The 24,534-nt window shown below is 58.5% G+C and carries 25 protein-coding genes and 2 rRNA genes (1 of these 27 only partly in view); 15 read left to right on the top strand and 12 right to left on the bottom strand.

The window, feature by feature from the left end; genetic code table 11:
* From WJM78_RS18960 to WJM78_RS18945, 4 genes are all read left to right on the top strand, one after another.
* Positions 1-1,468, top strand: a 23S ribosomal RNA gene (locus tag WJM78_RS18960) (it extends 1,422 nt beyond the left edge of the window).
* 122 nt (positions 1,469-1,590) lie between these two features.
* A 5S ribosomal RNA gene (gene rrf, locus WJM78_RS18955) occupies positions 1,591-1,705 on the top strand.
* Positions 1,706-2,086: 381 nt separating this feature from the next.
* On the top strand, positions 2,087-2,404 hold the full coding sequence (gene tmaR / locus WJM78_RS18950) for a PTS system regulator TmaR (protein ID WP_042039123.1): 318 nt from the start codon (positions 2,087-2,089) through the stop codon (positions 2,402-2,404).
* Positions 2,405-2,621: 217 nt separating this feature from the next.
* The gene (locus WJM78_RS18945; RefSeq protein ID WP_339011002.1) at positions 2,622-5,705 is read left to right on the top strand and encodes a transglycosylase domain-containing protein; all 3,084 of its coding nucleotides are present in this window, start codon (positions 2,622-2,624) and stop codon (positions 5,703-5,705) included.
* 87 nt (positions 5,706-5,792) lie between these two features.
* On the opposite strand, the gene yjgA is transcribed toward WJM78_RS18945, so the two are convergent.
* Positions 5,793-6,317, bottom strand: a complete 525-nt coding sequence (yjgA, locus tag WJM78_RS18940) for a ribosome biogenesis factor YjgA (protein ID WP_042039120.1) — start codon at positions 6,315-6,317, stop codon at positions 5,793-5,795.
* A 113-nt stretch (positions 6,318-6,430) separates the two neighbouring features.
* Here yjgA and pmbA point away from each other — a divergent pair, with 113 nt between their 5' ends.
* Positions 6,431-7,774: a metalloprotease PmbA gene (gene pmbA / locus WJM78_RS18935; RefSeq protein ID WP_042039119.1), complete on the top strand. Its 1,344-nt coding sequence runs from the start codon at positions 6,431-6,433 to the stop codon at positions 7,772-7,774.
* Between the two features lie 92 nt (positions 7,775-7,866).
* On the opposite strand, the gene murA is transcribed toward pmbA, so the two are convergent.
* Genes murA through mlaF form a run of 7 tightly spaced genes read right to left on the bottom strand, consistent with a single transcriptional unit; the run spans position 7,867 to position 12,374 of the window.
* On the bottom strand, positions 7,867-9,123 hold the full coding sequence (gene murA / locus WJM78_RS18930) for a UDP-N-acetylglucosamine 1-carboxyvinyltransferase (protein ID WP_212514160.1): 1,257 nt from the start codon (positions 9,121-9,123) through the stop codon (positions 7,867-7,869).
* A gap of 16 nt (positions 9,124-9,139) precedes the next feature.
* Positions 9,140-9,397 carry a BolA family iron metabolism protein IbaG gene (ibaG, locus tag WJM78_RS18925; RefSeq protein WP_005306001.1) on the bottom strand — a complete coding sequence of 86 codons (258 nt, stop codon included), beginning with the start codon at positions 9,395-9,397 and terminating at the stop codon, positions 9,140-9,142.
* Positions 9,397-9,669, bottom strand: coding sequence for an STAS domain-containing protein (locus WJM78_RS18920; RefSeq protein ID WP_339010998.1), 273 nt, complete (start codon positions 9,667-9,669; stop codon positions 9,397-9,399). The genes ibaG and WJM78_RS18920 overlap by 1 nt, the downstream gene beginning before the upstream one ends.
* Complete coding sequence (gene mlaC / locus WJM78_RS18915; RefSeq protein ID WP_042039114.1) at positions 9,666-10,298, bottom strand: phospholipid-binding protein MlaC; 633 nt, start codon at positions 10,296-10,298, stop codon at positions 9,666-9,668. The genes WJM78_RS18920 and mlaC overlap by 4 nt, the downstream gene beginning before the upstream one ends.
* Positions 10,299-10,307: 9 nt before the next feature.
* On the bottom strand, positions 10,308-10,787 hold the full coding sequence (mlaD, locus tag WJM78_RS18910) for an outer membrane lipid asymmetry maintenance protein MlaD (RefSeq protein ID WP_042039113.1): 480 nt from the start codon (positions 10,785-10,787) through the stop codon (positions 10,308-10,310).
* A gap of 7 nt (positions 10,788-10,794) precedes the next feature.
* Complete coding sequence (gene mlaE / locus WJM78_RS18905) at positions 10,795-11,574, bottom strand: lipid asymmetry maintenance ABC transporter permease subunit MlaE (RefSeq protein WP_042039111.1); 780 nt, start codon at positions 11,572-11,574, stop codon at positions 10,795-10,797.
* A complete protein-coding gene (mlaF, locus tag WJM78_RS18900) occupies positions 11,574-12,374 on the bottom strand; it encodes a phospholipid ABC transporter ATP-binding protein MlaF (RefSeq protein WP_042039109.1) in 801 nt (266 codons plus the stop codon). Before mlaF ends, mlaE begins: the two co-directional genes overlap by 1 nt.
* 207 nt (positions 12,375-12,581) lie before the next feature.
* Between mlaF and WJM78_RS18895 the strand changes: the two genes are divergently transcribed.
* The 10 genes from WJM78_RS18895 to npr all read left to right on the top strand — a co-directional run bounded on the left by WJM78_RS18895 (position 12,582) and on the right by npr (position 19,396).
* A complete protein-coding gene (locus WJM78_RS18895) occupies positions 12,582-13,577 on the top strand; it encodes a KpsF/GutQ family sugar-phosphate isomerase (protein ID WP_339010994.1) in 996 nt (331 codons plus the stop codon).
* A complete protein-coding gene (gene kdsC / locus WJM78_RS18890; protein WP_108537008.1) occupies positions 13,577-14,131 on the top strand; it encodes a 3-deoxy-manno-octulosonate-8-phosphatase KdsC in 555 nt (184 codons plus the stop codon). The genes WJM78_RS18895 and kdsC overlap by 1 nt, the downstream gene beginning before the upstream one ends.
* Positions 14,128-14,688, top strand: a complete 561-nt coding sequence (gene lptC, locus WJM78_RS18885; RefSeq protein ID WP_339010992.1) for an LPS export ABC transporter periplasmic protein LptC — start codon at positions 14,128-14,130, stop codon at positions 14,686-14,688. The genes kdsC and lptC overlap by 4 nt, the downstream gene beginning before the upstream one ends.
* Positions 14,675-15,202, top strand: a complete 528-nt coding sequence (gene lptA / locus WJM78_RS18880) for a lipopolysaccharide transport periplasmic protein LptA (protein ID WP_339015928.1) — start codon at positions 14,675-14,677, stop codon at positions 15,200-15,202. Before lptC ends, lptA begins: the two co-directional genes overlap by 14 nt.
* Positions 15,203-15,205: 3 nt before the next feature.
* Entirely contained in the window at positions 15,206-15,931 is a 726-nt protein-coding gene (gene lptB, locus WJM78_RS18875) for an LPS export ABC transporter ATP-binding protein (protein WP_042039100.1), read from the top strand.
* A gap of 65 nt (positions 15,932-15,996) precedes the next feature.
* The gene (locus WJM78_RS18870; protein WP_339010990.1) at positions 15,997-17,436 is read left to right on the top strand and encodes an RNA polymerase factor sigma-54; all 1,440 of its coding nucleotides are present in this window, start codon (positions 15,997-15,999) and stop codon (positions 17,434-17,436) included.
* 21 nt (positions 17,437-17,457) lie between these two features.
* Positions 17,458-17,745, top strand: coding sequence for a ribosome hibernation promoting factor (hpf, locus tag WJM78_RS18865; protein WP_042039097.1), 288 nt, complete (start codon positions 17,458-17,460; stop codon positions 17,743-17,745).
* Positions 17,746-17,747: 2 nt separating this feature from the next.
* A complete protein-coding gene (gene ptsN, locus WJM78_RS18860; protein WP_042039095.1) occupies positions 17,748-18,194 on the top strand; it encodes a PTS IIA-like nitrogen regulatory protein PtsN in 447 nt (148 codons plus the stop codon).
* 42 nt (positions 18,195-18,236) lie between these two features.
* Positions 18,237-19,103, top strand: a complete 867-nt coding sequence (gene rapZ, locus WJM78_RS18855) for an RNase adapter RapZ (protein WP_042039092.1) — start codon at positions 18,237-18,239, stop codon at positions 19,101-19,103.
* A gap of 20 nt (positions 19,104-19,123) precedes the next feature.
* Positions 19,124-19,396, top strand: coding sequence for a PTS phosphocarrier protein NPr (npr, locus tag WJM78_RS18850; protein WP_005331359.1), 273 nt, complete (start codon positions 19,124-19,126; stop codon positions 19,394-19,396).
* Between the two features lie 18 nt (positions 19,397-19,414).
* On the opposite strand, the gene WJM78_RS18845 is transcribed toward npr, so the two are convergent.
* The 4 genes from WJM78_RS18845 to WJM78_RS18830 all read right to left on the bottom strand — a co-directional run bounded on the left by WJM78_RS18845 (position 19,415) and on the right by WJM78_RS18830 (position 24,400).
* A complete protein-coding gene (locus WJM78_RS18845) occupies positions 19,415-21,319 on the bottom strand; it encodes a BglG family transcription antiterminator (protein ID WP_339010983.1) in 1,905 nt (634 codons plus the stop codon).
* 102 nt (positions 21,320-21,421) lie between these two features.
* Positions 21,422-22,162, bottom strand: a complete 741-nt coding sequence (dagF, locus tag WJM78_RS18840; protein WP_339010982.1) for a 2-dehydro-3-deoxy-phosphogluconate aldolase — start codon at positions 22,160-22,162, stop codon at positions 21,422-21,424.
* On the bottom strand, positions 22,162-23,277 hold the full coding sequence (locus WJM78_RS18835) for a DgaE family pyridoxal phosphate-dependent ammonia lyase (protein WP_339010980.1): 1,116 nt from the start codon (positions 23,275-23,277) through the stop codon (positions 22,162-22,164). Before WJM78_RS18835 ends, dagF begins: the two co-directional genes overlap by 1 nt.
* Entirely contained in the window at positions 23,261-24,400 is a 1,140-nt protein-coding gene (locus WJM78_RS18830; protein ID WP_339010978.1) for an amidohydrolase/deacetylase family metallohydrolase, read from the bottom strand. The genes WJM78_RS18835 and WJM78_RS18830 overlap by 17 nt, the downstream gene beginning before the upstream one ends.
* Positions 24,401-24,534 lie beyond the last annotated feature (134 nt).

Below are 24,534 nucleotides of genomic sequence, written 5' to 3'. Positions count from 1 at the left end.
GCTAGGTGGGCCAGGCGACGGTTGTCCTGGTGAAAGTGCGTAGGTGGTGTTTCTAGGCAAATCCGGAGACACAACACTGAGACACGAGACGAAGCCACTACGGTGGTGAAGCCATTGATGCCCTGCTTCCAGGAAAAGCCTCTAAGCTTCAGATTACAAGTCATCGTACCCCAAACCGACACAGGTGGTCGGGTAGAGAATACCAAGGCGCTTGAGAGAACTCGGGTGAAGGAACTAGGCAAAATAGAACCGTAACTTCGGGAGAAGGTTCGCTCCTGACAGTGAAGTCCCTTGCGGATGGAGCAGTTGGGAGTCGCAGTGACCAGATGGCTGGGACTGTTTATCAAAAACACAGCACTCTGCAAACACGAAAGTGGACGTATAGGGTGTGACACCTGCCCGGTGCCGGAAGGTTAATTGATGGGGTTAGCGCAAGCGAAGCTCTTGATCGAAGCCCCGGTAAACGGCGGCCGTAACTATAACGGTCCTAAGGTAGCGAAATTCCTTGTCGGGTAAGTTCCGACCTGCACGAATGGTGTAACCATGGCCATGCTGTCTCCACCCGAGACTCAGTGAAATCGAATTCGCCGTGAAGATGCGGTGTACCCGCGGCTAGACGGAAAGACCCCGTGAACCTTTACTACAGCTTGGCACTGAACATTGAACCTACATGTGTAGGATAGGTGGGAGGCTTTGAAGGCGTGACGCCAGTTGCGCTGGAGCCGTCCTTGAAATACCACCCTTGTATGTTTGATGTTCTAACGCAGGGCCCTGAATCGGGCTCGCGGACAGTGCCTGGTGGGTAGTTTGACTGGGGCGGTCTCCTCCCAAAGAGTAACGGAGGAGCACGAAGGTTGGCTAATCCTGGTCGGACATCAGGAGGTTAGTGCAATGGCATAAGCCAGCTTAACTGCGAGACGGACAGGTCGAGCAGGTACGAAAGTAGGTCATAGTGATCCGGTGGTTCTGAATGGAAGGGCCATCGCTCAACGGATAAAAGGTACTCCGGGGATAACAGGCTGATACCGCCCAAGAGTTCATATCGACGGCGGTGTTTGGCACCTCGATGTCGGCTCATCACATCCTGGGGCTGAAGTCGGTCCCAAGGGTATGGCTGTTCGCCATTTAAAGTGGTACGCGAGCTGGGTTCAGAACGTCGTGAGACAGTTCGGTCCCTATCTGCCGTGGGCGTTGGATGATTGAAGGGAGTTGCTCCTAGTACGAGAGGACCGGAGTGAACGAACCTCTGGTGTTCGGGTTGTCACGCCAGTGGCACTGCCCGGTAGCTAAGTTCGGAATCGATAACCGCTGAAAGCATCTAAGCGGGAAGCGAGCCCTGAGATGAGTCATCCCTGACCCCTTGAGGGTCCTAAAGGGCCGTTGGAGACCACAACGTTGATAGGTGGGGTGTGTAAGCGCAGTGATGTGTTGAGCTAACCCATACTAATTACCCGTGAGGCTTAACCATACAACACCCAAGAAGTGTTTCTGGCCTTGTAGCGAATGAACGAACTACTTACCTAATTCAGTGATAGTGATAAGCCAAGCGCAACATCATTACTCACGTCAGCTTTCTGGATTAAGAATTTGCCTGGCGGCCATAGCGCCGTGGAACCACCTGATCCCATGCCGAACTCAGAAGTGAAACGCGGTAGCGCCGATGGTAGTGTGGCATTCGCCATGCGAGAGTAGGACACTGCCAGGCACCCAACATTGAAAGCCCGCTCATCCGAGCGGGCTTTTTTATTGGCTGACATTGCCATACTAGGAGCAATTTTAGTCATATTTTGCTGCTTATCGCCCTATAACTAATTGTTTCATATCGCCTCAGTTCAAACCGCAAGGTGGGTTCGAGCCCGTGTTTGCTGACGTAATAATTGCTATCTCATGCTGGCTTGTCCATTTTGCTCTCCATTTGATTCCCTTTTTCCGAAACCCGGCGGCAAGCCTGCAATTAGAGTTGTATCTGCTTCATAACTCGGTAGAGTAAAGGGCATCTTGAGTTGGCCTGTACCCTCTCTTTCTTTTCTCTCTGGTACGAGCCTAACTTGCCTGCTTTTATCAACCTTTAGTCAGTGGTATCGATATGGAACCAGTAAACAAGTCCACCTTCAGCGATGTATTGGAATATGTGCGTATGTCCCGTCGCCAGAACAAACTCAAGCGCGAGATCGCCGACAACGAGAAGAAAATCCGTGATAACCAGAAGCGGGTACTGTTGCTTGACAACCTGAGCGACTATATCAAGCCGGGTATGAGCATAGATGAGGTTCAGGCCATCATCGCCAACATGCGTATCGACTATGAAGAGCGTGTCGACGATCACATCATCAAGAATGCCGAGCTGTCCAAAGAGCGTAAAGATCTGAGCTCCAAGCTCAAGGCCATGAGCTCCAGTAAATAGACCAGCCTCGCTGCTACCTGAAAACACCGGCTTTTGGCCGGTGTTTTGTTTTCCGCCATCAGCTCGGATCTCTTCGCGCACCGCAACAATCGGCTCCCCTTTTTATAATCGCCCTGTTACCATCACTATAAAGCGGTCAATAGTTTTCAAACCATTGACTTAAAAAGACTAAGCTTGAGTGAAACACAATAAATTGCGCAACCATGGTGGGGCTGATATGGGCGCATCAGAACAGACGGATTTGAACAACGTGGCATCTCAGGATTCATCCGTCCCACGCGCGGACGGCAAGTACAAGCGCAAACGTCGTCCTTGGTGGCGCTGGTTGTTCTGTTTTCTCTTTTTGCTGTGCCTGGCTGCTGTGATCGCCCTGGTTGGCTATGAGATGCAGACGTCCAGGCTGCAGTCGCAGGAGATCTCTCGCTATGCTGCCAAGCTGACCTATCAAGTCGAGCCGGGTCCCAGCAAACAGATAGCCTTCCCCGACGATGGCCCCTTCGACAAGCGGCTCGGTTACGTGCTGCTACCCATGATGCAAGAGCGCTTGTTGCAACGGGGTTATCAGGTCAGCGAGCAGGTGCATTTTTCCGATTCACTTTATGACTACGCCAGTCGTGGCTTCTTCGTTCCCTATACAGAGAAGGTTCAGGCCGGACTGACGCTGCATGACTGCCGGGCCGAGCCCTTCTATCAGTTCAAATATCCGACCCACTATTATCCGGATTTTGCTTCCATCCCACCGCTGGTCATACAGTCGCTGCTGTTCATTGAGAACCGTGATCTGTTGAGCAACGAGCAACCGCTGGCGAACCCTGCGGTAGATTGGCCCCGTTTTGCCAAGGCGGCCATGTCCCAGGTCGGCAAGGCGCTGGATATGCAGGATCAGTCCGCTGGCGGCAGCACCTTGGCCACTCAGGTCGAGAAGTATCGCCACTCACCGGACGGTCTGACGCTGTCTCCCACCGAGAAGATCCGCCAGATGGCCTCGGCCAGCGTGCGTGCCTATCGCCTGGGTCCCAAGACGCTGGAGGCTCGCAAGCTGGTAGCCTGGGCCTACCTCAACTCGGTACCGCTCTCCGCCGCCCCCGGCTATGGCGAGGTGCATGGCTTGGGTGATGGCCTCTGGGTCTGGTTTGGTGCCAATGTGGACGAGGTCAATCGTCTGCTGGATCCGGCCCGCAACCAGGATGCGCCACTTGCAGAGCAAGGGCTTGCCTTGCGTCAGGTGGTCTCGCTGATGATTGCTCACCGTCGCCCCTCCTACTATCTGGCACAGGGACGTGATGCACTGGCGACCCTGACCGACAGCTATCTGCGCCTGTTTGTGCAGGAGGGGATGATCACGCCGCCATTGATGGAGGCTGCTCTCAAGGCCAAGATCGGTTTCCGCGACTTTCTGCAGTCCCCCGCGATGACCAAGGTCAACAACAACAAGGGTCTGCAGGTCGCGCGCACTCGCCTGAGCCGTCAGCTCGGGGTGCAGTTGTATGATCTGGACCGGATGGATCTGACCGCAGACACCAGCCTTAACATGCCGCTGCAAAACGAGATTTCTCGCTACCTGCAACAGCTGGCAGACCCCGCTATCGCTGCCCAGGTCGGTCTGTTTGGTGAGCGCCTGCTCTCGCCGGAGAAGACGGGGGACGTGCGTTACAGCTTCACCCTGTTCGAGAGGTCGCCGGAAGGCTTCAAGGTACGGGTGCAGACTGACAACACAGATCAGCCGTTCGATATCAACGAGGGCAGCAAGCTGGAGCTGGGATCTACCGCCAAGTTGCGGGTACTGACCACCTATCTGGAGATAGTGTCCGAGTTGCACGATCGCTATGCGGACATGTCGGCGGAGAGCCTGCGCAAGATCGAGGTATCAAATCAGGACAACATCAGTCGCTGGGCTGTCTCCTATCTGATGACTGCCAAGGACAAGAGCCTGCCACCTATGCTGGAGGCTGCGCTGGATCGCAAGTATTCCGCTAGTCCGAACGAAGGTTTCTTCACCGGAGGTGGCATGCATACCTTCAACAACTTCCGTCGTGAGGATAATGGTCGCATTCCCGCGATCCGTGATGCACTGCGCGAGTCCATCAACCTGCCGTTTGTGCGGCTGATGCGCGATATCGTGCGCTACAGCCTCTATCGGGAGGGCAACCGTGCCCAGCTGCTCAAGGATGACAAGGATCCGCGCCGTACCGAGTATCTGGCCAAGTTCGCCGATAAAGAAGGCCAAACCTATTTGCTGCGCTTCTGGCGTAAGTATCGTGGCAAGACCCCCGAGGAGCAGCTGGATACCTTCCTGGATGGTCTCAAGCCGAGCGCGGTGCGTCTGGCTGCGGTTCACCGCTACCTGATGCCGGAAGCTGATGAAGCGGCTTTTGCTGCCTTCCTGGCCAAGCGCCTGCCGCGTGACAAGCTGAGCGACCGGCGGATAGAGCAGCTCTATACCAGCTATGGTCCCGGCAAGTATTCGCTGCCGGATCAAGGCTACATAGCCCGTGTTCACCCGCTGGAGCTGTGGCTGCTCTCCTACCTCAAGGAGTTCGACAAGGCGACCTTTGCCGATGCGGTCGAAGCCAGCCGTGACGAGCGCCAAGAGGTATACAGCTGGTTGTTCAAGACCCGTCACCGCAGTGCCAGGGACAGCCGTATCCGCACCATGCTGGAGGTCGAGGCCTTCCTCGACATTCACCAACGCTGGGCCAGAGTGGGCTACCCGTTTGATCACCTGGTCCCCTCGCTGGCGACTGCCCTGGGTAGCTCTGGTGACAGACCCGCAGCACTGGCCGAGCTGATGGGGATCATCCAGAACGGGGGTATTCGTGCGCCGACCCTGCGTATCGAGCACCTCTCGTTCGCCAAGGGAACGCCGTTCGAGACAGCGTTTGAACCACTTCATACCGAAGGCACCCGGGTGCTGCCGGCCGAGGTCGCGACCGCGTTGCGCAATGCGCTGTCGCAGGTAGTGGAAGGGGGAACGGCAAGACGCATCGCCGGAGCCTTTGCCCTGCCGGATGGTACAGTCCTGCCGATGGGAGGCAAGACGGGCACGGGTGACAACAGGATCGAAACGGTCGGTCGTTATGGCAACGTGACCAGCTCGCTGGCACGCAACCGCACCGCGACCTTTGTCTTCTTTCTGGGGGAGGATCACTTCGGTACGCTGACCGCCTATGTGCCGGGCAGCCAGTCTGATAAGTTCCGCTTCACCTCTGCCCTGCCGGTACAGGTGCTCAAGGGGATGGCGCCACTGCTGATGCCTTATCTGCACCCCGGTACCCATACCCAGTGCATCGCGAGCAACTAGCGCGCAAAGTAGTATAAGAAACGGGGCCAATGTGGCCCCGTTTTATGCTGTGTCGATTGTTGCTCTCCATGCGGCGTGAGCCATCACTTACAGCAGGTTTTCGATTTCACCGCGCAGGTACTGGTACATTTCGCGATAGGCGACGGGCGGTTTGTTCAGTTCCCGTTCCTTGTTGGCGGAACGGATCAGCTGACGCAGCTTCTGGCGGTCCAGCTCATGAAACTGGGACATCAGCTCGTTCAAGGCGCTGTCACCCTCGCTGATCAGGCGCTCACGCCACTGCTCCAGACGATGCAGGCGGGCATTCACGGTGGAGTGGCGGTTCTTGATGATGGAGAGCGCTTCTTCGATCGGTTCGATATCACGGCTGCGCATCAGACGGCCGATGAACTGTAAATGGCGACGGAAGGACTCATCTTTCTTGGGCTTGAGTTTGCGGCCCAGCTCGACGGCATCTGCAAGCTCTTCATCCAAAGGGATTTTTTCCAGCTCGCTGTGGCTCAGGGCGACTATCTCCGCGCCCAGTTTCTGCAGCGCTTCCGCATCGCGCTTGAGCTGGGTCTTGCTGGGGCCCCAGTCTTCCAACTCGTTGTCGTCTTGATATTGACTCATCGGTCTCTTGATTCCTGTCATTCACGTTGGTGGATATGTTACCAGCTTCTCCCGCTGGGCGCAGGGGTCTGATATGCTTAGCCCCCTTTCCTTCCTTCATACAGATGTGAGTTATGGATCAGCAAGACCAAATTCGCCAGGATCAAGCCCATCTCGAGGCCGTCGTTGCCGAGGCACTGGAGATAGCCAAGGGACTGGGGGCCTCGCTGGCCGAAGTCTCCATCAGCAAGCAGACCGGGTTGTCGGTGAACACCCGCGGTTGTGAACTGGAAAGTATCGAATTCAACAAGGATGGTGCCCTTGGCATTGCTGTCTATCGAGATGGCTGCAAGGGATCTTCCTCGACAACCGATCTGGGTAAGCCCGCCATCCGCGCCGCCGTCGAAGCCGCCATGGAGATAGCCCGCCACACCTCGCCCGATGACTGTGCCGGCCTGGCTGATGCTGGCCTGCTGGCCTGGGATGCCCCCGATCTGCAACTGTGCCACCCCATAGAGCTGGATCCACAGCGCGGCATCGAGCTGGCCATCGAGTGTGAGCGACTGGCGCTCGGTCGTGATGCCCGCATCAAGCATTCCGACGGGGCCGGTTTTTCCAGCCACCTCGGCATCAAGGTCTATGGCAACAGCCACGGCTTCGTCAAAGGCTATGCGGCGTCACGCAACTCCCTGAGCTGTGTGCTGATCGGCGAGCAGGATGGCGACATGCAGCGGGATTACGGCTACTCCTCCAGCCGTACTCTCGACGGGCTCTGGAGCCCGCAGCGTATCGCTGACGAGGCGGTGGAACGCACCGTCTCCCGCCTCGGCGCTCGCAAGATCTCCACCCGTCATGCTCCCGTGCTGTTTCACCCCGACACGGCTGCCGGCCTGTGGGGCCATCTGGTGATGGCCATCAGCGGTGGCAACCTCTATCGCAAGTCGAGCTTCCTGCTGGACAAGCTGGGCAAGCAGATCTTGCCCGAGTGGCTCACCATTCAGGAGTTCCCCCACCTGCTGGGCGGGCTGGCCAGTACGCCGTTCGATGGGGAAGGGGTCTGCACCCGCGACATGGACATAGTACGCAACGGCGAGCTGATGAGCTGGCTGCTCACCTCCTACTCGGCCCGCAAGCTGGGACTGACCACCACGGGCCATGCCGGTGGTATCCACAACTGGCAGGTCTCCAGCACGGGTCAGAATTTCCAGGAGATGCTCAAGGAGTTGGGCACTGGCCTGCTGGTGACCGAGCTGATGGGGCAGGGGGTCAATATCGTCAATGGCGACTACTCCCGTGGCGCCGCCGGCTTCTGGGTCGAGAATGGCGAGATTGCCTACCCGGTTGAGGAGATCACGATAGCTGGCAATCTGACCGAGATGTTCAGCCATATAGTGGCGGTGGGCAGTGACGAGGATGAGCGCTCCAGCCTAAAGACCGGTTCGGTACTGGTCGAGAACATGAAGCTGGCGGGCCATTGATCCCCTCTCGGTTCGCTCTGAACTGATGCAATGAAAAAGGCCCCCTCGCCAACGCGAGGGGGCCTTTTTATCAGCTTGCGATCAGGGCGCTATCAGCCCTTGATGCGTTCGATGCGGCCACCCAGGGCCTGCAGCTTGTGCTCTATGTCTTCATAGCCACGGTCGATGTGATAGATGCGGTCGACTATGGTGGAGCCTTCGGCCACGAAGCCGGCCAGTACCAGACTGGCGGAGGCGCGCAGGTCGGTCGCCATCACCTGGGCACCCTTGAGTTGCTCGGTGTCACGGCAGATGGCTACATTGCCCTGCAGTTCGATGTCTGCGCCCATCCGTACCAGTTCCGGTACGTGCATGAAGCGATTCTCGAAGATGGTCTCTGTGACCATGCCGGTACCCTTGGCGACAGCGTTCAGTACGGTGAACTGTGCCTGCATGTCGGTCGGGAAGGCGGGATAGGGGGCTGTCTTGATGGTGACAGGCTTGAGGGTACGACCTGTCATGTCGAGGCTGATCCAGTCAGCACCCTTCTCGATCAGTGCACCCGCTTCTTCCAGCTTGACCAGCACGGCTTCCAGCAGGGAGGGATCTGTCTTGCGGCAGGTGATCTTGCCGCCGGTAACCGCTGCGCCCACCAGGAAGGTACCGGTTTCGATGCGGTCAGGCTGCACGCTGTAGTCGCCACCGTGCAGGCGCTCGACGCCATCGATGGTCAGGGTGTCAGTGCCTGCGCCCTGGATCTTGGCGCCCAGGGTGGTGAGGAAGTTGGCCAGATCGACCACTTCCGGCTCACGGGCGGCGTTTTCGATCACGGTGCGACCTTCTGCCAGGGTCGCGGCCATCATCAGGTTCTCGGTACCGGTGACCGAAACCATGTCCATCAGGATATGGGCGCCTTTGAGGCGGCCGTCGACGCGGGCCTTGATGTAACCATCTTCGATGGTGATCTTGGCACCCATCAGCTCCAGGCCGTGGACGTGGAGGTTCACCGGACGGGCGCCGATGGCGCAGCCGCCGGGCAGGGAGACGTCGGCGGCACCGAAACGGGCGGCCAGCGGGCCCAGCGCCAGGATGGAGGCGCGCATTGTTTTCACCAGATCGTAGGGGGCGACGTGGTTGTTCACTGCACCGGTCAGCACGGTCACGTTACCGTTGACCTTGGTGGTGGCGCCCAGCATCTCCAGCAGCTTGATGGTGGTACCCACATCTTTGAGGCGCGGCACGTTGGAAAGGTGGATCTCCTCATCACACAGCAGAGTGGCGAACAGGATAGGCAGGGCGGCGTTTTTGGCGCCAGAGATGGTCACTTCGCCGTTGAGAGTACAACGACCATCAATTTTAAATTTGTCCATTTACTTAGATACCAAATCAGGAGGGCAATAGGAATTTACGTTCGCGCTTCCACTCGGCATCGGTAAAGGCCTTGATAGAGAGTGCGTGAATGGCATTGCTGGCGATCTTGTCCATCAGCGGGGCATAGATGGCCTGTTGCTTCTTGACCCGGCTCATACCGTCAAACATGTCACCGACGGCGATCACTTGGTAGTGACTACCGTCCCCTTTGACATGGACTTCGGACAATGGCAGAGCCTCGAGGAGTATCGCTTCAATTTCAGAGACTTGCATTATGCGTCCTCAGTTGTGAGCGGGGTTGACTGAAACAGCCCGGCCACCCCGTAGAGGTTGGCCAGGGTATAAAAATCAGTGGAGGCGCCCACCAGTTGCGGTGTGGCGCCTCGTGCCAATGCGGCCTTGGCCCATTTGACCAGCAGGGCCAGCCCGGCGGAGTCCAGAGTGGTGACCTCACCCAGCTCGAGCCGAGCTTCCTGCCACCAGTCGGCGCGGTGTTGCCACAGTTCAACGACCTGGGGGGCCTGCAGCTCTCCGCTCAGTCTCATGACTTAATGACCAGCGGCTTGGCATTGTGGGCGCGCAGCTGGGCGATCACCGCATCTATGCCGTTCCGGCGAATGAGGCCGCCCAGCTCGTTCTGCTTGGCAGAGAGCAGGCTGATCCCTTCGGCGACCATGTCGAAGGCTTTCCATTCGCCGGTCTTGTTGTTCTTGCGTAGCTTGAACTCGAGGAATATGTCCGGTTTGCCGGTCTCTTTCACGCTGACGTTGACGGCGGTGATGTTGCTGTCACCCGGCGTATTGCCCGGTTCGATCTTGATGGTCTGCTTGTCGAAGTGGGCGAGCGCATCGGCGTATGAGCTCACCATGTACTCGGTGAATACCTCGACGAAGGCGTCACGCTGGGCCGGGGTGGTCTGCTTGATCTGGTTGCCGAGCACCTTGTAGGCGGCGAAGCGGTTGTCCACGTAGGGCAGCAGCTCTTCACGTATGATGACCCGCAGGTGATCCGGATTGCTCTTCACCAGGGACTTGTCCGCCTTCAGGCGGGCAAAGGTCTGCTTGGCGGCTGCGTCCACCAGAGCATAGGGATCGGTGGCATTGGTGGCGTGAGCGACCAGGGAAAACAGCATGCTGGTCATCAGGCCCAGCAGCAGGGCGATCTTCTTGAACATGGTTACTCCTTACTTGGTGTCGGAAGACTGGCTGTAGAGGAATTTGCCAATCAGTTCTTCCAGCACAATGGCGGATTTGGTGTCTTCAATCATGTCGCCATCCTTGAGCATGCTGGTCCCCATCTCCTCGTCGGTGAAGCCCGGCATCAGGCCAATGTACTGTTCCCCAAGCAGCCCCGAGGTCAGGATGGAGAGGGTGCTGGTTTCGGAAAACTCACCGGCACTCTTTTGCATCTGCATGGAGACGACAGGCACCTGGTTTTTGGTGTCCAGAGTGATGTCGCTGACCCGACCGACGACGACGCCACCGACCTTGACGGGTGAACGTACTTTCAGGCCGCCGATATTATCGAAATGGGCGCGCAGGGTATAGGTTTCTCCTTCCGGTTTGAAACTCAACCCTGCTACTTGCAGTGCCAACGCCAGAATGGCACCGATGCCGGCCAGCATGAAGGCGCCAACCAGGAATTCTACTTTGCTGAACTTCATCTTTACCTTATCCAAACATGACTGCGGTGAGTATAAAATCCAGGCCGAGCACGGCCAGGGAGGAGTGGACCACGGTACGGGTTGTGGCCTGACTGATCCCGGCCGAGGTCGGCTTGGCATCATAACCGTTAAAGAGCGCAATCCAGGTGACAACCAGTGCGAAGATCACGCTCTTGATCGCCCCTTGCATGATGTCATCCTGCCAGTCGACGGAGGCCTGCATGGCGGACCAGAAGCCCCCTTCGTCAACCCCCAGCCAATCCACACCGACCAGCTTGCCGCCGAAGATGCCGATCAGGCTGAACATGAAGGCCAGCAGCGGCATGCTGATGACCCCGGCCCAGAAACGGGGAGCCACCACCCGGCGCAGCGGGTCCACCGCCATCATTTCCAGGCTGGAGAGCTGCTCGGTGGCCTTCATCAGGCCAATTTCAGCTGTCAGGGCCGAACCGGCGCGGCCGGCAAACAGCAGTGCCGTCACGACCGGGCCCAGTTCCCGCAACAGTGAGAGGGAAACCAGCGGGCCCAGGCTCTGCTCGGCGCCGAAGTCCTTCAATACGTTGTAACCCTGCAACGAGAGCACCATGCCGATGAAGAGACCTGATACCAGTATGATGGCAACGGACTGTACGCCCACCACATACAGCTGCTGAAGCAGCAGGGGGAAGTGCTTGCGCGGCTCGGGTTTGCCCGCCAACGCATGAAACAGCATGATGGTCGCGCGGCCGATGGAGCTGATGACACGCACTCCGACCCGGCCCAGCTTGCTTACTTGGCTTATCAACATCACAGATCCTGTAGCAGGTCGCCTGCCGGAAAATGGAACGGAACAGGACCGTCGGGCAATCCTTGCAGGAACTGCTCGACTTCGGGATTGTGCTCCTCGCGCAACTGATCCGGCGTGCCGTGTGCCACCACCTTGCGGTTGGCGATGATATAGGCGTAGTCGGCTATGCTCAGCACCTCTTTCACGTCGTGGGTGACGATGACGGAGGTGATGCCAAGGGCATCGTTCAGTTCCTTTATCAGTTTGACCAGCACCGCCATTGTGATGGGGTCCTGGCCGACGAACGGCTCGTCATACATGATGAGGTCCGGGTCCAGCGCGATGGAGCGTGCCAGCGCTGCGCGGCGGGCCATGCCGCCGGAGAGTTCGGACGGCATCAGTTTCGCTGCGCCACGCAGACCGACTGCCTGCAACTTCATCATGACGATGGTGTGGATCAGCTCCTCCGGCAGGCCGGAGTGCTCCCGCAGCGGGAAGGCCACGTTGTCGTAGACCGTCATGCCGGTAAACAGGGCGCCGCTCTGAAACAGCATGCTCATCCGCTTGCGCACCTCGTACAGGCGGGAGCGGGAGAGGGTGGGAATATCTTCCCCGTCAAACAGGATATGACCGGACTCAGGTTTGAGCTGGCCGCCGATCAGCCGCAGCAAGGTGGTCTTACCTATGCCGCTGGGGCCCATGACCGCAGTGACCTTGCCACGGGGAATGGTCAGGTTGATCCCGTCGTATAACAGCCGATCTCCGTGACTGAAGGTCAGGTCGGAGATGGTGATCAGGTCATTGTTCAAACAATTGTCCATCCGGTGTAAATGAAGAGCGAATTTTATGGGCTAGTCTAGGTCTAAGCAACAGCAAGGAACAACTATTGAACAGCCTGGCTTCCCAAAAGCGCGACAGTTTTTTGTAACCAATTGTGCTTCTTTTAGGACCGAGAAGTATCCGATTCGCTTATCTCGACAGACTTTTTTATAATCCCGCAGCAAATTTCGGCCCGGAGCTGTGCCTTTATGTCTGTAAAGCCTGAAAAAGTGTCTGAACTGTTCGATTTTCGTCGCAGCGCCCGTACCGTGCTGGACATTGAAAAACAAGCGATTGATGGACTCTATCAGTACCTGAATGATGCCTTCGATCAGGCATGCAACCTGGTGCTGCGCTGCAGTGGCAAGATAGTGGTCACCGGCATGGGCAAGTCAGGTCATGTCGGGAGCAAGATTGCCGCCACCCTGGCCAGCACCGGTACCCCCGCCTTCTTCCTTCACCCTGGCGAAGCCAGTCATGGGGATCTGGGGATGATTTCGAGCGGGGATCTTATCATCGCCATTTCCAACTCGGGCGAGAGTGACGAGATCCTGGCCCTGCTGCCGGTGCTCAAGCGCCGTGGCATCCAGTTGATCTGCATGACAGGCAACCCCGCCTCCACCATGGCCAAGGAAGCGAACGTGCACCTGTGCGTGCGGGTCGAGAAGGAAGCGTGCCCGCTCGGGTTGGCGCCCACCTCCAGCACCACGGCAACGCTGGTGATGGGGGACGCACTGGCGGTTGCCCTGCTGGAAGCCCGCGGTTTCACTGCTGATGACTTCGCCCTTTCTCACCCGGGCGGGTCGCTGGGCAAGCGGCTGCTGCTGCGGGTCGGTGACCTGATGCACCGCGGCGAGCTGTTGCCCCGGGTGGGGATAGATGCCACCATCAGCCAAGCGCTGCTGGAAGTGAGCCGCAAGGGGTTGGGGATGACGGCGATCGTCGACGCAGCTGGCCAGCTGGCTGGACTCTTTACCGATGGTGACCTGCGCCGCATTCTGGATCTGCAAGTGGATATCCATCACACCCCGATCGCCAAGGTGATGACGACCAACTGTGTTACCGTAGGACCCGAGATGATGGCGGCAGAAGCTGTCAAACTGATGGAAACCAGGAAAATCAACGGATTACTGGTGGTGGATGAGGACAAGCGCCTGCTGGGTGCCTTCAACATGCACGACCTGCTGAAAGCCGGAGTAATTTGATGCAAAACGTACCGACCCTCTATGGTCCGGTGACGCGCAGCCAGTATGACAGGGCGGCGCAGATCCGCCTGCTGGTGTGTGATGTGGATGGTGTTCTCTCCAATGGCCTCATCTACATGGGCAATGATGGCGAAGAGCTGAAGACCTTCTGTACCCGCGATGGTGCGGGCATACGGGCGCTGCTAAATGCCGGGATCGAGATCGCCATCATCACGGGGCGCAACTCCCGCATCGTCAGCGATCGGATGAAGAGCCTGGGTGTGCAGCATCTGGTGCAGGGGGCGGATCAGAAGCTGCCCCACTTCGAAGCACTGCTGGCCAGGCTGGGACTGACGCCGGAACAGGCCGCCTATATGGGGGATGACACCATAGATCTGCCGGTGATGCAGGCCTGTGGCCTCGGCATCGCTGTGGCCGATGCCCATCCACTGGTGCTGAGTCGTGCCGATATGGTAACCCGTCTTGGCGGTGGCATGGGTGCTGTGCGCGAGGTGTGCGACCTCATACTGCAGGCGCAAGAGCTGGGTGACTATCAGCCAGAGGCCTCGGTATGAGCAGACAGACGCTGCTGTTCGCCCTGCTGTTTTTGGTGGCGCTGGCCGCCTGGCAGCTCGGCGATATCGAGTTGGTGCCGGAGCCGCCCACCGAGGTTGAGAACTATCAGCCGGACTTCACCGCCAAGAATCTGGCCACCACCCGCTTTGACGCCGATGGGCGGCGCACCGAGCGGCTGGAGTCCGAGTATGCGGAGTATTACCAGATCCTCGAACAGGCCACCTTCAACAAGCCGGTGGTCTACATGTTTGACAAGCAGGGTGAGGCCGAGTGGAAAGTCACGGCCGATACCGGCGTACTCAACACAGATGACAATGTGATCCTGCGGGACAAGGTGCATCTGGACGGTCTGCTGCCCACCTCCTTCATCTCCACGCTGGATACCCCCTATCTGGAGCTGGATCTGGTGACCCAGAACGTGAGAAGCAATCAAAAAGTCAGCATAGTAGGTAAGGATTTCCAGACCGAGGGCGTTGGCCTGAAGGGTCATCTGGAACGTCAATATTTTGAATTACTGGATCAGAGCCATGCCATCTATTTCAATGAAAAACGTTAATCTGGCCCTCGCGGCCCTGCTGTTGTGCGGCACAGTGAGTGCCAAAGAGTCCGACTTTGCCGAGAAAGTCTACGTTGATGCTGTCAAGCAGGTGGCCGAGATGCAGGACAACCGCTTCACCTTTGAGCAGAATGTGACTATCAATCAGGGCACCATCCAGATCAAGGCTGACAAGGTGGTAGTGACCCGTTCCGGCGAGAAAGGGGCCGAGGTGATGACCGCCTACGGCAAACCTGCCACCTTCTTCCAGATCCTGGATAACGGCAAGCCGGTCAACGCCCACGGCAACAGCATTCACTACGAGGTGAAGAACCGGCTGGTGACCATCACCGGCAACGCTCAACTCAAGCAGGAAGATAGCGTGGTGAAAGGTGAGCTGATCCGCTACGACATCAACAAGCAGAAGATGATTGCTGAAAGCAAAGGTGGGCAGCAGCAAGTCAGGACTGAGTTCCTGCCAGCTCAGGTAGAGAATTTCGACAAGCCAGCCGATCAGAAGAAGCAGGGAAAATAAGCCATGGCAGTGTTGAAAGCAGTCGGCCTGCAAAAAAGTTACAAGCGCCGCATGGTGGTCAGCGATGTGAGCCTGGAAGTGGGTACCGGCCAGATTGTCGGGTTGCTGGGTCCGAATGGAGCTGGAAAGACCACCTCCTTCTATATGATAGTGGGGCTGGTGCAGAGCGATGCCGGTCTCATCACCATAGACGATCAGGATATCAGCCTGCAGCCCATGCATATCCGTGCCCGTAACGGCATCGGCTATCTGCCGCAGGAGGCCTCCATCTTCCGCCGCCTGTCGGTGTTCGACAACCTGATGGGGGTCATGCAGACCCGTAAGGGGCTGAGCCGTGAAGAGCGGGAAGACAATGTCGAACAGCTGCTGGAAGAGTTCAATATCACCCACATTCGCGACAACCTGGGTCAGAGTCTGTCCGGGGGGGAGCGTCGTCGGGTCGAAATCGCCCGAGCGCTGGCGGCCGAGCCGCGTTTTATCCTGCTGGATGAACCGTTTGCCGGGGTCGACCCCATTTCTGTGATAGACATCAAGAAGATCATCCAGCATCTGAAAGATAGAGGCCTGGGCGTCTTGATCACCGACCACAACGTCAGAGAGACTTTGGATGTATGCGAGAAGGCGTATATCGTCAGCCACGGCAAGATGATTGCCGAAGGTGCTCCGGCCGAGATACTGGCAGATGAACAGGTCAAACGCGTCTATTTGGGCGATCAATTCAGTCTATAGTAAGGGGGCATCTCTTCATTTCCTTTGACGACTGTCTCGCTGAACATAAGGATATCCCGACGTAGATGAAGCCGACATTACAGTTGCGTCTCGGTCAGTCCCTGACTATGACGCCGCAATTACAACAAGCGATTCGTCTGCTCCAGCTCTCCACTCTGGAACTCCAGCAGGAAATTCAGCAAGCGCTCGATAACAACCCCTTGCTGGAGCAAGAGGAGAATGACGTGCAGGAGACCAGCCAGGAAGAGCCAATCGATGCCAGTCAGCTCGACTCCAGCGATGCCATGGCCCAGGATCAGATGCCGGATGAGTTGCCGGTGGACACCACCTGGGAAGATGTCTACTCGGCCGGCACAGCCCAGAGCGCAGGCCCCATCCACGATGGGGAAGACAGCGTCTATCAGGGTGAAACCACCGAGAACCTGCAGGACTATCTACTGTGGCAGATGCGGCTCACGCCGTTTAGCGATCTGGATGCCGCCATTGCCCTCGCCATCATAGATGCCATCGACGATTCCGGTTATCTGACCGTCTCCCTCGAAGATATACAGGCGGCGGTGAGCAGCGAGGATGTCGAGGTGGAACTCGACGAGGTTGAGGCCGTGCTCAAGCGGGTGCAGCATTTCGATCCAGTCGGTATCGCCGCTCGCTCGGTGCAGGAATGTCTGTTGATCCAGCTTGGTCAATATGCCCCCGAACTGCCCTGGCTCAATGAGGCCAAGGAGGTGCTCAACGAGCACATGGACTTGCTCGGCAATCGTGATTATCGGACCCTGGCACGCAAGACCAAGCTCAAGGAGTGCGATCTCAAGGAGGTGCTGGATCTGATTCAGCAGCTGGAGCCCAGACCGGGCAATGGCATCATACAGAGCGACTCCCAGTACGTGATCCCGGATGTGACTGTGGTCAAGAAGGGGCCCAAATGGGTGGTAGAGCTCAATCCCGATTCTGCTCCACGCATCCGGGTCAATGAGACCTATGCCGCGATGGCGCGCCAGGCGCGCACCAGCCAGGACACCCAGTTCATCCGCTCCCATCTGCAAGAGGCCAAGTGGTTTATCAAGAGTCTGGAGAGTCGCAATGACACCCTGCTCAAGGTGGCCAGCTGTATTGTCGAGCAGCAACAGGGCTTTTTCGAGTATGGGGAAGAAGCCATGAAACCCATGGTGCTCAACGACATCGCCGAAGCGGTGGAGATGCATGAGTCTACCATTTCCCGGGTAACGACCCAGAAATACATGCATACGCCCCGTGGCATCTTCGAACTGAAGTTTTTTTTCTCCAGTCATGTGAACACCGAAGGAGGAGGAGAGTGCTCATCGACCGCAATTCGTGCGCTGATCAAGAAGTTGGTGACGGCAGAGAATCCCGCCAAGCCACTAAGTGATAGCAAGATCGCGGATTTGCTGGCCGAACAGGGTATTATGGTGGCGAGACGCACGATCGCAAAGTACCGTGAATCCTTGTTGATCCCGCCATCCAATCAGCGCAAACGCCTGGTTTAGGCAAAACAAAAGGATGATGTTATGCAAATTAACCTGACCGGACACCATGTCGAGATCACCGAAGCTCTGCGTGATTATGTGAATAACAAATTTGCCAAACTCGAGCGTCACTTTGACCACATCAACAATGTTCATGTGGTGTTGAGCGTAGAAAAACTGAACCAGATCGCCGAAGCCAAGCTGCATGTCAGCGGTGGCGAGGTGTTCGCCAATTCACAGCATGCCGACATGTATGCTGCGATTGATACCCTGCTGGACAAGCTGGATCGGCAGATCATCAAGCACAAAGATAAGTTAAATAAAAAATAACTATGCAACTTGAACACATACTGAGTCGGGACTGCACCAAAAGTGCGGTCCCTTGTACCAGCAAGAAACGCGCCCTTGAGATCATCAGTGAATTAGCCGCTGAGCGCCTGGGGACCTCTCGTCAGGCGTTATTCGAGTGCCTGCTGGCCAGAGAAAAGATGGGCAGTACCGGTATCGGTGCCGGTATCGCTATTCCCCACGGCCGGATCGGTGATGAGTTTCCGCCTACCGCCATCCTGATGACCTTCGCAGAGCCTATCCCCTTCGACTCCATCGACAATCAACCGGTTGACCTGCTCTTTGCCCTGCTGGTGCCGGAAAGCGAGTGCAAGCAGCACCTCAAGACCCTTTCCCTGATGGCATCCAAACTGGGTGACAAGGCGGTTTGCCGCCAGTTGCGCCAGGCAACCAGCGATGAAGATCTCTATCAGATCATGACCTCGGCCTGATATGCAGGCCCCCGTCATGACCCCAAGCGGTGAGGGAACAAGATGCAATTAATAGTGGTAAGTGGGCGCTCAGGCTCGGGCAAGACAGTTGCCCTGCGTGTGCTGGAGGATCTCGGTTATTACTGCGTGGATAACCTGCCGGTCAACCTGCTGCCCCAGTTGATCGTGTCGGTTGAGAGCCAGTATGACAAGTTGGCGGTCAGCATAGACGTGCGCAACCTGCCGGTGAGTCCGGACAAGCTGGAAACCCTGTTGGCTCAAGTGCGCAACGAGGGCCGGGTCGAATTTTCCAGCTTCTTCTTCGATGCGGAAAACTCCACCTTGCTCAAACGCTACGGCGAGAGCCGCCGGTTGCATCCTCTGTCGCGTAAACAGCTGTCGCTGGATGAGGCGATCCGGGAAGAGACCCACCTGCTGGCACCGCTCTCCTCGACCGCCGATCTGCGCATCGACACCACCAACCTCAGCATTCACGACCTGAGCGAGCTCATCAAGACCCGGGTGCTCGGCAAGAAAGAGAACGAACTGGTGCTGGTGTTCGAGTCGTTCGGCTTCAAGTACGGCATCCCCAAGGACGCCGACTTCGTGTTTGATGCCCGCTTTCTGCCCAATCCGCACTGGATCCCCGAGCTCAAGCCCTTTACCGGCAAGGATGAGCCTGTGGCCCGCTACCTCTCCAGCCAGCCGGACGTGATGCAATTCATTTTGCAGATTGAGAATATGCTGGCGACTTGGCTGCCGCATCTGGAGCGCAACAATCGCAGCTATGTGACTGTAGGGATAGGTTGTACCGGTGGCCAGCACAGGTCCGTGTTCATCGCCGAACAGCTGGTCAGCGCATTCCGGCTGCTTGGCAAGAACGTCCAGATCCGCCACCGCACCCTCGACAAGAGTGCGCCGCATTATTGATGGAGCAATAGGGAGATCAGATGACCGTCTCAGCCTCTGTGGAGGTCAAAAACAAACTGGGCATTCATGCCAGACCGGCCATGATGCTGTTCGAGCTGGTGCAGGGCTTCGATGCCCACGTGCTGCTGCGCAACGAGGATGGCATAGAGGCCGATGCGGATAGTGTGATCGGCCTGCTGATGCTGGATTCAGCTCAGGGCAAGCAGGTGGAAGTGCAGGTGGAGGGCCCCGAAGAGGTGGAGGCGCTAGCTGCCGTGGTGGCGCTCTTCACCTCCGGCTTTAACGAGGAGTGAATCACTCCCCGCTCCGCTTCAGGAGCCGGTGCGTGCCAGCCCCTTGAAGCTGGCAAAATCCCGACAAGTCAGCAAATTCTTGCTGGCTTTTTCGTTCATCAGCGCCAGAAACAGGTCGTAGAGCGCCATCGCCTCTTCGTAGTCTGCTTTGCTGATGGCCAGCACGAAGATGAGGGTGGCTGTCTCGCCATTGCCCCAGTCGATTCCCTGTGGTGCCAGCACGGTATAGACCAGGGTGCGGCGCGCCAGCAGGCCGAGGGAGTGGGGCAGGGCTATGCCTTCCCCCAGCAGGGTGGAGACGATGCGTTCCCGCTCGTGCAACGAGCTTCTGAATCCGCTCTCCACCCGATCTTCTACCTCCAGCTGATCGCAGACCCGCGCAAACAACTGGCTCTGGCTGAGTGGCTCATGCACCACCATGAAGTGATCGGCATCGAAGTATTTGTCGAGCAGGTAGGGGCGGGTGCGGTCGATCAGTACCAGCTTGCCGAGCTGCTCCAGCTGATACTGGGTCGGGAAGGGGGCGACTTGCACCACGGGCACGTTCTTCTCGCTCACCTTGACCGTGCTGATGACAAAGTCCTGCTCGATCCGCGCCAATCCCTCGTAATCTCGCACTGACTCCAGTGTCGTCAGCTGAAGCTGGGGATATTCCCGCTTGATGCGCGCCTCCAGCACCCGGAAGGTGGCGTTGCCGGCGTCGCACAGCAGCAGCGCCTGGGGACGACGGGTATAACCGATGTCATAGTGGCGTTCCAACCCGACCCCGATATGGATCACCAGATAACCTATCTCGTGATGGGTCAGCCGGTAGGGGGTATGCCTGATCCACTCAGAGATGGCAGCAAGCGTGATGTCGTAGGCGAGGGGATAATACTGCTTGATGTGATCCGCCAGCGGATTGTGGCTGCCAATCTGGTATTTGACCCGCAGCAGCATGGCGCTGATATGGGTCTGCAGATCCGCGCGCAACTGCAGGTCGCCGCGCAGATCATAGGGGTAGTGCTGGTGGATATAGGCAAGCAGATGCTCGACCAGCTGCTCGCTCTCGGCGGCCATGGCCGGGCTGAGCCTGGGCGTGTCGGCGGTGAGGCGGGCCTGGATCTGGATGGCGAGGCAGGTGATCTCCTCCTCTCCCGGTGGTGTCAAGGTCGGCAGCTCGGCGTAGATGTCGCGTGCCACGGTGGCCATGGCCTGGGTGATGTCGTCACTGGCAAACTGGCGCAACTCGTGTCCTGCCGCCTGGCGCAACAGGGCGACGGCGCAGTAGATGGCGAGCTGCTGCAGGCTCTCGTCGGCGAGGCGTAGTTGGTGATGGCCGAGCTGGGCATGGATGTGATTGCCCACGACTTCCAGTGTCTTGCTGGGGCACAGGTTAGGCAGCAGGCTCTGCAACTGGTTGTTGTGGAGCAGCTCCTGATAGAGCAGCTGGGTGAGGCAGGCCCGGATCGCCGTCTCGCTCCCTTGGATGCGCATTCCCAGCCGTGGCTTGCTGTCGATGAGTAGCCCGAAATGGGCGAGCCGCTCCCGTACTTCCGCCATGTCCCCCTGCAGTGCTGCCCGGCTCAGATACCAGGTATCCGCCAGCTCATCCAGCTTGATCCCCTGTTCCGCCGTCAGCAGCAGGATCTGCAAATGCAGCACCCGCTCGCGACTGGTGCGCGGCAGGCAGCTCTCCTGTTCCTGGGCCGCCAGCAACTCGTCAAACAGCCCCTGATTGTAAATCTTGAGCTGGTAGCCACTGCCGCGCTGGTGGATCAGGTGGGCGCCGTGGGTGGCAATCAGCTCGTTGAGGGTCGCCACGTCGGTGCGCACTGTGCGGGTGGAGACATTGAGGCGGCGAGCCAGCTCCTCCTGCGGCAGCGGTTCGGCATGGAGTTGGGTCAGCAGTTGATGGAGTCTGGGGTGGGGCAGCCTGGTCATGAGGGGGCGGGACTCCTGTCGGGAAATAAAGGGTCAATGTTAACAAACGGGTCATTAACAAGCCAGGCACCGGCCAGTGATCGAACCGGTGCCATTTTCTCGTCACGCCAGCAGCCGTTTCACCGTGGTGAGCAGGGTACGCACATCGTCGGGGCGGGTCTGGCCACTCTCGCTGTCGATGATGGAGCTGTAGACGTGGGGGATCACCTTCTCGACACCGGCGTCCAGCGCAATCCGCACTATCTCCTCGAAGTTTTCCAGATCGATGCCGCCGGTGGGCTCCAGCCAGAAGCCGTGGCGGGCGCACGCCTCAGCCACTGCCTGATACTCGTCGCGGCAGGCCAGCCCGCCCATGGGGAAGAACTTGACCGAGCTGCCGCCCATATCCTTGAGCAGGGCGATGGCGGTATCGATAGGCACAATGCCGTCCGGCTGCCCGGCACTGAGGGGGCCGGTGGAGATCTTCACCATGCCCGGCGTACCGGTGGGGGAGATAAGGCCATTCACCAGTGTTTGTGACTGGCCGAGCAACGCCCGGCTGGCGCCGACCCCGGTGAACACCTGGTTGACGTGCTGGGGCTGCAGCTGGCGAGCCAGCTCGGCCACCATGGCGGACTGGTGCGGATCGCCCGCCCCCAGTCCGATGGAGAGGGCGTTGTCGATAAGGGCCGCATACTCCTTCATATCGGCGACCGCAGCGGGGATATCCGGATAGTTTTTGGAGAGCACGCCGACCAGCACATGACCTTCAGCTGCGTCGTACACCGCGACGGCGTTCTCTTTGGAACCTGCCAGTACGTTGAGGCAGACACGATCACGGTAGTAGTTGGGAGTAAGGGACATCAGCGATTCTCCTGTACGAGGTTGGCAATGGCGGCATGGATCTGGTCGAGCTGGGGGATGGTGACGCTGCGCACATCGATCTCGATGTGCCCCTCGTTGGCCTTGTAGCCGCGGCAGTAGATGGCAGGATTGCCCTGCTGCAGGCGGCTTATGACCTGCACTGTGGTCATGCCGATCTGCTGGTGGTCAAACGCGATATCGGTGCGGGCAATGTCACGCCCTGCACTGTCCCACACTACCTTGGCGGTGACGCTGGGCAGCTGGTTGAGGCGTTCGATGAAGGGAGTCATCTTGGCGACCATGGCGGCGCCGTTCTCCTTCTCTTTGGCCAGATAGCGTTCGATGGCGTGGGTCAGACCGAGGATCCCCTCTTTGCCTACCTTCATGGCGCGGCCGATGCCGTTGGCCTGCTGTTTGACCCACTCCACGTATTGCCGTTTGCCGAGCACCAGCCCGCTGGTGGGCCCTTCAATGGCCTTGGCGCCGCTGTAGATAACCAGATCCGCCCCCTGGTTGTAATAGAGCCGCAGATCCTCTTCCGCAGCGGCATCGACGATCAGCGGCAGGTTGTGTGCTCGGGCCACCTCGGCGGCCTCGGCCACCGACAGAATGCTCTTCTGCACGCAGTGGTGGGACTTGATATAGAGAATGGCGGCTGTGTTGGCATTGATGGCGGCGGTCAGTTGGGCAGGGGTGCACTCGTTGGCATAGCCAGCCTCTACCACCTTGCCGCCACCCAGATTGACCATGGTGCCGACCGGGGCGCCGAAGTTGACGTTGTGCCCCTTGGGCAGCACGATTTCGCTCGGCACCCCGTGGGCATGGGCGTGCAGCTGCTCAAGGCGGTAGGGGTCGCCACGCACTATCACGGCGGCCACCGACTGGGCGATACCGGCGCTGGCGCAGGAGACCACCACCGCATCCTCCACATCCAGCAAGCCAGCCAGATAGGCGCCTGTCTTGTTGACCAGATCCTTGACCTCAAAGTAGTGGCCGAGGCCGAAGTTGACCGCATCGACCACCTCCTGCTCGGGGGTGGAGACACCGAGAATGGTCATGCGCCCGGAGGCGTTGATCACCGGTTTGAGCTGATATTTCTCATAAACAGAAGGCATGGTGTGATTTCCCATTGTGAGTCAGAACCAGTTCACCCCCCACCAGGGCGGCGAGAGGCAGCAGTTGTTGGTCACCGTTGCGGGACTGGGCTTCGGTATCCATAAACAGGGTCGGTCCGTTGATGATCTCGAACAGGGTCAGGTCTGCATCGGCGCCCACGTCGAGTCGCCCCTTGCCGGTCAGCCGCAGTGCATCGGCCGCGTGGCGGGTGACACAGGCCAGTACCTGCTCCAGCGTCATGCCGATGGCGAGAAACTTCGACATCACGTGAGCCAGGCTGTAGACCGGCCCCTTGATGCGGTTCTTGCAGTAGATATCGGAGCTGATGGTGTGGGGCAGGATCCCCTGACGGATGGCAAGCTCCGCCACGTCAAAGCTGAAGCTGGCGCCGCCGTGGCCAATGTCGAGCAACATGCCGCGCTGCATCGCCTCGCGCACCGCGACCCGCAGCTCGCCGGCCGGGGTCAGGATGCGGTTCGGTTTGCCGTTGAAGCAGTGGGTCAGCAGGTCGCCATCCCCCAGCAGGGTGACGATCTCGTCCAGATCCGGCGGCGTGTTGCCCACGTGTACCATCAGCGGTAGCTGACCGTGGGCCTGTTGCAGCGCCTTGGCCATATACAGCGGTTGCAGGCCGTTTTCGCCCACCACGCTGCCGCTCATGCGCGCCTTGATGCCGACGATAAACTCGGGATGGCGACGAATGGCTGCCGAGGCGAGCGCCATGTCCAGATCCTGGCTATCGGCCAGTTCGTTCTGGCGCAGCAGGCCGATGCGGGCGATGTTGAGCAGGGCGTGCACCCGGGTCTTGCAGCCAGCGGCGATCCGCTGGAAGTCGTCCACATCGTCGGCCCCTGTACTGCCCGCGTCGATGACGGTGGTGACGCCGGACTCTACACCCACCTTGTCCGGTTCATCGTGATAGATGGGGGAGGCGGGGTAGCAGTGGGTATGGCCGTCAATCCAGCCTGCACTCACATGTACCCGGCCTGCCAGATCCAGAGTTCGCTTTGCTCCGCTCCTTGCTGGTAGCTGGCCGAGGGCCACTATCTTGCCGTTCCGGATGGCGATGTCGATGAGCTCGCCATTTGCCTGGCGTCCTGCTTTGATGATCATGTCGTACATGCTGATATCCCTCTTGGAACCTGCTTGCGCTCTTACTACGAGGCCGTGATCAAGGCTCATGTGCTGCTCGGAATCCTCACGTATATCTATACGCTCCGGTTCCTGCGCTGCTCTTCACCTTGCTGACGACCTCT

This window comes from Aeromonas popoffii, from assembly GCF_037818705.1.
Taxonomy (GTDB): Bacteria; Pseudomonadota; Gammaproteobacteria; order Enterobacterales; family Aeromonadaceae; genus Aeromonas; species Aeromonas popoffii.
Note: the sequence above shows the minus strand (reverse complement) of the source record. Positions and strands in the feature narration are given on the sequence as shown.